The 6,615-nt window shown below is 64.0% G+C and carries 8 protein-coding genes; 3 read left to right on the forward strand and 5 right to left on the reverse strand.

The features are described 5' to 3' along the window. Positions 1 to 75: 75 nt before the first annotated feature. From IEX72_RS07530 to IEX72_RS07550, 5 genes are all read right to left on the reverse strand, one after another. Positions 76 to 729: a sensor domain-containing protein gene (locus IEX72_RS07530; protein ID WP_229663778.1), complete on the reverse strand. Its 654-nt coding sequence runs from the start codon at positions 727 to 729 to the stop codon at positions 76 to 78. A 333-nt stretch (positions 730 to 1,062) separates the two neighbouring features. Further along, entirely contained in the window at positions 1,063 to 1,803 is a 741-nt protein-coding gene (locus IEX72_RS07535; protein WP_188786758.1) for a DUF4097 family beta strand repeat-containing protein, read from the reverse strand. A 548-nt stretch (positions 1,804 to 2,351) separates the two neighbouring features. Then, entirely contained in the window at positions 2,352 to 2,636 is a 285-nt protein-coding gene (locus IEX72_RS07540) for a DUF7521 family protein (protein ID WP_188786759.1), read from the reverse strand. Then, positions 2,623 to 2,973 carry a hypothetical protein gene (locus tag IEX72_RS07545; RefSeq protein ID WP_188786760.1) on the reverse strand — a complete coding sequence of 117 codons (351 nt, stop codon included), beginning with the start codon at positions 2,971 to 2,973 and terminating at the stop codon, positions 2,623 to 2,625. Before IEX72_RS07545 ends, IEX72_RS07540 begins: the two co-directional genes overlap by 14 nt. Then, complete coding sequence (locus tag IEX72_RS07550) at positions 2,970 to 3,317, reverse strand: ArsR/SmtB family transcription factor (protein ID WP_188786761.1); 348 nt, start codon at positions 3,315 to 3,317, stop codon at positions 2,970 to 2,972. The genes IEX72_RS07545 and IEX72_RS07550 overlap by 4 nt, the downstream gene beginning before the upstream one ends. A 60-nt stretch (positions 3,318 to 3,377) precedes the next feature. Here IEX72_RS07550 and IEX72_RS07555 point away from each other — a divergent pair, with 60 nt between their 5' ends. From IEX72_RS07555 to IEX72_RS07565, 3 genes are all read left to right on the forward strand, one after another. Next, positions 3,378 to 4,211 carry a sensor domain-containing protein gene (locus tag IEX72_RS07555; RefSeq protein ID WP_229663779.1) on the forward strand — a complete coding sequence of 278 codons (834 nt, stop codon included), beginning with the start codon at positions 3,378 to 3,380 and terminating at the stop codon, positions 4,209 to 4,211. 901 nt (positions 4,212 to 5,112) lie between these two features. Beyond that, a complete protein-coding gene (locus IEX72_RS07560; RefSeq protein WP_188786762.1) occupies positions 5,113 to 5,907 on the forward strand; it encodes a CPBP family intramembrane glutamic endopeptidase in 795 nt (264 codons plus the stop codon). 399 nt (positions 5,908 to 6,306) lie between these two features. Then, positions 6,307 to 6,615: site-specific integrase (locus IEX72_RS07565; RefSeq protein WP_188786763.1), on the forward strand; the 309-nt coding region annotated here is incomplete at its 3' end.

Consider the following 6,615-nt stretch of genomic DNA (forward strand, 5'->3'; position numbering starts at 1 on the left):
TGGAGCTCATATCGAAGTCTGTCGGGAATGTCGTCCGCGAATATAACTGATAGTATCGCACAATACCGAGACCTGTCACACGTCCGCGTCTCGGCCCACAGAGAGCAGCGCGTCTGTCATAACGCCGCCAGCCGCGGCGAGCGCGTTGAATACGTTGCACACAACCCAGAAGCCGACGACCCCACCCCCGGCGACGGCGAACGCTTCGGGTAGGGTGGAGACGACGTAACTGCCCAGGTGGTAGCTGGTCTGCGGGTCGTCGTACACGACGGGTGCCGCGAGCATCGTCAGGACGACGACGCTGCCGGTGACCGTGACGACGAACGCCGCCACCCCGTAGAGGAACTTCAGGAGGACGACGGCGACGCTGGTCCACGTGGTGGGGTCTGCGAGGAAACGCCGCACTGCGACGACGTACCCGTCACCGGTGTCGAGCGACTGACGCAGTGCGGTGGGTCGAGCCGTCTCGCGGTCCAACAGTTCCTCGGCGAGGCGCGCCTCCAGCTGGGCCGCACCGGTCGTCGCAGCGAGCGTCCCGATCAGGAGCGGGATGCCGACGAGCGTGAACGCAAGGCTCACTCCGAGGGAGGATGCGGTGGTGAACGCGGTGAAGTACACCACCCCGAGCGGGAACGCGAGCAGCAGATACGCGAGTCGTTTGTACGTCGATGCGCGAACCGGCGCGGTGACGAACCGTTGGAGGGCGTCACGGGGAGTCGCTTCGATCATTGTCCTACACGTGGACGAACGTCCGGATAGAGTGTATAAATACGACCACGGCTGTCAGTGTGACAAGCCTGCAGAAGTTTTATCATCACTGAATCGCCGTCCGGCGGATAGCGGGCGGGCAGACGGAGTGTGACACGTAGCAAGCGGAGGCCCACCGCCTCATACTGTCGGCTATAGTCGCGTGACGTATTTCGACACCCCGGGGTGTCGAAAATCTTCACGGAGTTATAGCCGACAGTATCAGGGGTGAGAGGACCTCGATGGAGGTATCCCGCGGCGGCACCCTCGCGAGGCAAGCCGGTGTCGGTCCCGACGCGTTCTTTCGCGAGTGGACTATCTACCTGTCTCGTCGAGCCTCGACACGGAAATATCGCCGGCGGTCGTCGTGACGGAGAGGTCGGGGCCGCCGCCGTCGAGTTCGCCAGTGACCTGCGACTCCTCGCGGCGGCCGTCCTCAAGCGGGAGGTTGTCGACGGTCACCTCGCCGGTGCTGGCGCTGGCGACGAAATCTGCGCTGATATCCGGTGCGAGCCCCAGTACGATGCTGCCCGTCGACGCGGAGAACACTGTGTCGCCGTCGATCGCGGGAACCGAGAGGTCGAGGTCACCCGTCGAGGCGGTGACGTCACCGACCGCGTCGACCCCCTCGATCACGACATCCGCGGTGGAGACATCGACCGCGACGTGCCCGCGGACGTCGCGGACGGTCACGTCGCCGACGCTGGTCTCGACAGTGAGGTCGCCGGCAACGTTCTCGACGGTGACATCACCGACGCTCGATTCGACGTGGTCTACGGCGAGCGACCGCGGGACGCGTACCGACATATCGATCGTTGGTCGGTCGCCGAACAGCGGGGAGTCGCCCTCGAAACGCGATTCGAGGAGCAGCCGTCCGTCGTCACGCCGGACATCGAGCACCAACTCCGAGAGGTCAGCCATCGCGGCGGTCGCCTTCTTGACGTACTCCAGGTGGACGTCGTCGCGGTCCTCACCGACGATTGAGACCGCCCCCACTCCGGCGGTGACCGAGAGCGTCGTTTCGTCCGCCAGCGCGACGGTTTCCTCTCCTTCCATTCGCTTCCCGACGTACGGTGTTGCGCTACTACAGCCAGCGAGACCAGCAGTGGCGGCGGCGACACCTGCACCGAGCAGACGTCGCCTCGTGATATCTCGTTTCACACTCGGACGTTGACCGCGTGCCATTTGAACCGTAATCGCGGATTGTTGTGTCGACGACCCGGCGGAATATATATATACTCCTCTGGTCGCGACAGCGCGAGTACGTACCGAACGCCGAGTCGACGAGATACCCACATCGGGGCGGCGGCGATGGGGAGTCGGTGGCGGGAGCGCGGTGGCGAGTACAGATGGCTATCCGCCGTCCGCACGGCGTGGGCGGAGCGATCGTCACCGGGCGGGTTCCGGTCGGCGTGTCCGGGCCACCTCGGTCGGGTCGGACAGGACCTGGGCGCAGCCGCGACGATGCGCGTCGGCCCGTCGGTCGCGGGGGGCGCCAGGCTCGAACTCCGGGACTGGGACCGGGGCGGGCGCCGGCCGACAGTGTCCGAGCCGTGAGTGAACTGCTCGTCCGACTGGTCGTCAGAGAGACCCTCCCGCGTCGGTCAGGTGCCGTCCAGCGAGTACAGGATCGATAGCAGTCCGGCGATGTTGGCGAGCAACACCGCAAGCAGCGTCGTCGCGTCGCTCACACCCACGACAGGGGCAACCCCGTAGTTGAGGATGAACGGCACCACCGTGATCCCCACCAACCCGACAGCCAGAAACCGCATCGCTTGGCTGTCGTTGCGGCGGTACCCCTGATACGCGAGCCACGCGACGACCGCACCGACGACCGCCGTCGCCGCCGCCGTGACGAGGAGGACATGTGCGGGTTCAATCACGGGCATACACCACGGAGAGGATGAGTAACAGCCCGACGAGCTGGCTGCTCGTGGCGGTAAGCGCTCTGGTCGTCGTGTCGATTCGACCGATGTTCGAGAGGACGAGCCGGAGCGTGAACGGGGCTGTCGTGAGTAGGACCAGGCCGATCAGGAGCCCCAGCATAGCGGATCCGCCGCCGGCGCGGTACCCCCGGTACAGCCGGAACGCCAGATACACCGACAGGACCGTCGCGACGAACAGCGCGACGAACACGAGCAGGACGACAGTGACGGGCCCACCGGTCGCCGTCTGGAGCGAAATCGTGGTGGCGAGTTCCGTCGACAGGTGTCCGGAACTGCTCATTTGAACCCCTCGTAGAGTCGCGTAAACCGGTCGGCGGGTTCTTCGTCGGCCGTGCGGTCGAGTTCAACATCGTACCCCTCGGTCTCGATGTATACGTGAACGGCTTCGAGTGTTGCGCCGTACTCCTTGTAGTGGTGGCCACCAGGGTCCAGCCGCTGGTTGGGCGTGAGCAGGCCGGCTTCCTCCAGCCGTTCGACACGCCGATAGATCGTCGACGGGTCGGCGTCGCAGGCGTCGCTCAGGGCGTCGACAGACTGTGGACGGGCGCGCGTCTCCGTGAGGATGGTCCGGACGTACTCGTCCCCGAGGAGGTCGACCACGTCAGCCTCCGGCCCGTCACTCATCGTGCCACACCTGTGTCGGTTCACCCAAAATTCCCCCGGATTCACACCCGATAGTCCGGGATGACCGACAAAGACGCCCTGACACGCTTGGCGGTCGGCCAACTCGACCCGAACATTTATTCAAGCGCGTTCGCCAGCCGAATGTGGATGCGCCGCCTCGCTGACACCTCCACCACGGGCGTGGCCCGGTCGTTCCTGACCGTTCCGTTCCGCCCACAGACCTACCTGAACCTGCTGTATCTTTTGCTCGCGTTCCCGCTCGGAGTGGCGTACTTCGTCGTATTCTCGGTGGGGGTTTCGACCGGTATCGGCCTCCTGATCGTGATCGTCGGGGGTCCGATACTTGCCCTCTCGGCGGGCGTCGCCCTCGGAATCGGGAGCGTAGAGCGGCGCGTAACCGCACTGTTGCTCGGTGTTGAGTTGGGCGGCCGCCCGTCGGTCAGCGGTGAGACGCGTCGTGAGCGCGTCTGGAACCTCGGGACCGACCTGCGCACGTGGCTCGCGCTGTTGTACCTCCCAGGGAAGTTTGTCGTCGGGACAGTCGCGCTCGTCGTCTTCTTCCAGGCGCTCGTCACGGGCGGTGCGTTCCTGTTCGTGCCGTTCTACTACGAGGATCCCTCGCTGTACGTCGGGTTAGTGCGGGACCGCCCCATCGAGATACATCCTGTCTTGCACTTCGGCTGGAACCGGCTCCTCGTCACGCTCGAACCGGTCATCACGATCGGCCACCGCGAGGTGACCACGCTCTCTGAGGCCCTCGCGATCGCCGGCTTTGGGGCAGTGGTGTCGCTGGTCGGGTTGAATCTACTGAACGTCCTTGCGCGGGTCAACGTTTGGTTGGCCCGCGTGTGCCTCAACGGTGCGTACGACCCGGTCGCCGCACTCCGCTCGTAGGCCGTCTGATGGTGGCGAACCGTCGGTGCGCACGCCGCGATCGCGGCTCGACCGATCGGCACGTCGTATCGACCAGAGCCACCACGGAAGCGACACTCCGACTCCAAGCGGCCGACCGCCGCAGGCGCCGGTGCGCGTCGGTACCGGCAGGTTGCGAACGACCGACCCGCTCGTCGTCGATACCGATGGATCTCGGGGCCACGGTCCGCTCGGAGGAGACTCGTACCCGCCCGCGAGCACGCCGCCCACGGCGTGAAAACACGCTGACAGCGGGTCCACATCGATGCGTCGAGGCGCGTCCATCGCTGACGCGACGGCGGCCCTCACCGTACCGCCGATTCCCGACAGAGAAACGAACACCCGGCCTCCGAGCCGCTCAACGCCACCGAAGGCCGCTGAGGACCGTGCCTTCGATCGATCCGGCCTTCGACGTGACAGAGTCTCTACCACGCTCGACTGCGCCTCCGTTCCAGTCACCACCCGACCGACATCCGGGCTCTCGAAGCCACGACCGGCAGGGTGTTCAGACTCCCCCAGCGTCGTCTCGCGCGCGTGCTGACGCGGGTTCCCCTCACCACCACGTGGCGTGGAGTCTGCCGGTCGTCAAGGTAAGAGCCGGTAATAAAACCTTCGCGGGTCTGTCGTCAGGACAATCCTGGGCACACGTATCTACACTACCCAGCCGTTTCGCTGCACGTGGAACAATGACCGAAACACCCCCCCGCGACGCACAACAAGAGTGTGTCACCGCACCGGTTCGCGAATCGACAGACAGGAATCGACGCACAACGGCCGTACTCGCCGTTCGTTCGGAACCACGTTGCACGGGAGAGCCACAGTGAGCCGGAGTGCCGCACTCAAGCACCGAGCGTCCGACAGCCCTGTCGGAACGTTCGTCGTTGTGCTTGCACTCTACTCCGGCCTCGGCTTCGCGACCCTCTACAGGATGTTCGGATCCGCGATCCCGACGCTAGGAGCGATCCTCTACGCGTGGGCTCCGATGGTCAGCGCAGGAGTGACCGTCTGGTTGCTCGATGAAAGCGTTCGGGACTGGCTCGGACAACTTCGCAACCTGCGCGCCGGTATCCACTGGTACCTCGTCGGTATCGCCATTATGATGCTCGGGACCGAAGCTGAGACTATCGTCGCGGTGCTTCTCGGCGCCGACGTGGTGGTTCCGTACGCCCCGGTCAGCGATTACGTATTCACCTTCGGTGTCACGCTGTTTCTGGCCGGTGCGGTAGAGGAGTTGGGGTGGCGCGGCTTCCTGCAACCCCGTCTCCAGCGGCGATTCGGCGCGCTCCACGCGAGTGTAGCGATCGGCGCCGTCTGGGGTCTGTGGCACGTCCCGATGATCCTGACTGGAACCGGCGATTTCACTGTTTTCTGGGAGTATATGCTGAATGCGACCGTTATGTCGGTCATTCTCGGCTGGCTGTACAACAACACCGAGGGCGCGTTGCCAGTCGTGATGGTTGCCCACGCGTCGCACAATATGCCCCGCATCGCGGACGCTGCCGGAGACGTCCCTGCCGTGTTTGACAGCCTGTCCGGAGACGCTGTCTTCTACCTGCTCTGTGCGTCGGTCATCGCGCTGTATGCCGGGGCACAGACGTTGACGCGGGATGGAAGCTTGCCCGATATCCCAGGTCAACTCGACAAGCGGCTGCCCGGTGGTCAAACCCAAGCCGAATGACTCGGTGGGCAAGTTCGGTACAGACGCCAGAGACGTACGGGCCGACGCGGTTCGTGGCGTGCGCGAGAGGTGTGGTCGAGCGTATCCGGGTGGTAGCGTCGTCGCACGAGGCCTCATCGAAACAGAAGACGAATCGAGGTGTCTCTTGGGATGCGTGGGAACGAAGTTAGGTGGCTGGAGAGTTGTGGGCCCAATTCCGGTCCGGCAAGACGCCGGGTCGGATTGGGATGGGCCAACGCGGATTTGAACCGCTGACCTCAGCGCCTCTATCGCCCGCACACAGCGGTTCCGGCGCTGAAAAGGGTTATGTCGCGTGGCTCAATTTGGAGGGCTATATCCGAATGTGAGCGTCCGTGTGAAACACTCATTCTGAATCGTTTTCTCGGAGTTCCGAAAACTATGAACGACGATCTCGAACCCATCGAGCCAGCAGAGGCGAAGGAGATGTATCTCGAACAGCGGAAGCAGGAAGTCTCTGATGCAACTATCCAAGCTCACCACTATCGGCTCAACCAGTTTGTGCGTTGGTGTACTGAGGTGGAGGGTCTGGATAACCTGAACACTCTGAGTGGTCGTGACCTCCAGCGGTTCAAAGTGTGGCGGCGAGATGACGGCGACCTCAACAACGTTACGTTGGTTACGGCTCTATTGAATCGCCATACGGCGGTGGAATCAGCGGGTCACGTACTGTTTGATGTTGTAGACGAG

This window comes from Halobellus salinus, assembly GCF_014646875.1.
Taxonomy (GTDB): Archaea; Halobacteriota; Halobacteria; order Halobacteriales; family Haloferacaceae; genus Haloquadratum; species Haloquadratum salinum.

Coding starts and splice junctions, on each gene's coding strand:
- IEX72_RS07530 (WP_229663778.1), bottom strand. CDS start 729: ATGATCGAAGCGACTCCCCGTGACGCCCTCCAACGGTTCGTCACCGCG.
- IEX72_RS07535 (WP_188786758.1), bottom strand. CDS start 1,803: ATGGAAGGAGAGGAAACCGTCGCGCTGGCGGACGAAACGACGCTCTCG.
- IEX72_RS07540 (WP_188786759.1), bottom strand. CDS start 2,636: ATGCCCGTGATTGAACCCGCACATGTCCTCCTCGTCACGGCGGCGGCG.
- IEX72_RS07545 (WP_188786760.1), bottom strand. CDS start 2,973: ATGAGCAGTTCCGGACACCTGTCGACGGAACTCGCCACCACGATTTCG.
- IEX72_RS07550 (WP_188786761.1), bottom strand. CDS start 3,317: ATGAGTGACGGGCCGGAGGCTGACGTGGTCGACCTCCTCGGGGACGAG.
- IEX72_RS07555 (WP_229663779.1), top strand. CDS start 3,378: ATGACCGACAAAGACGCCCTGACACGCTTGGCGGTCGGCCAACTCGAC.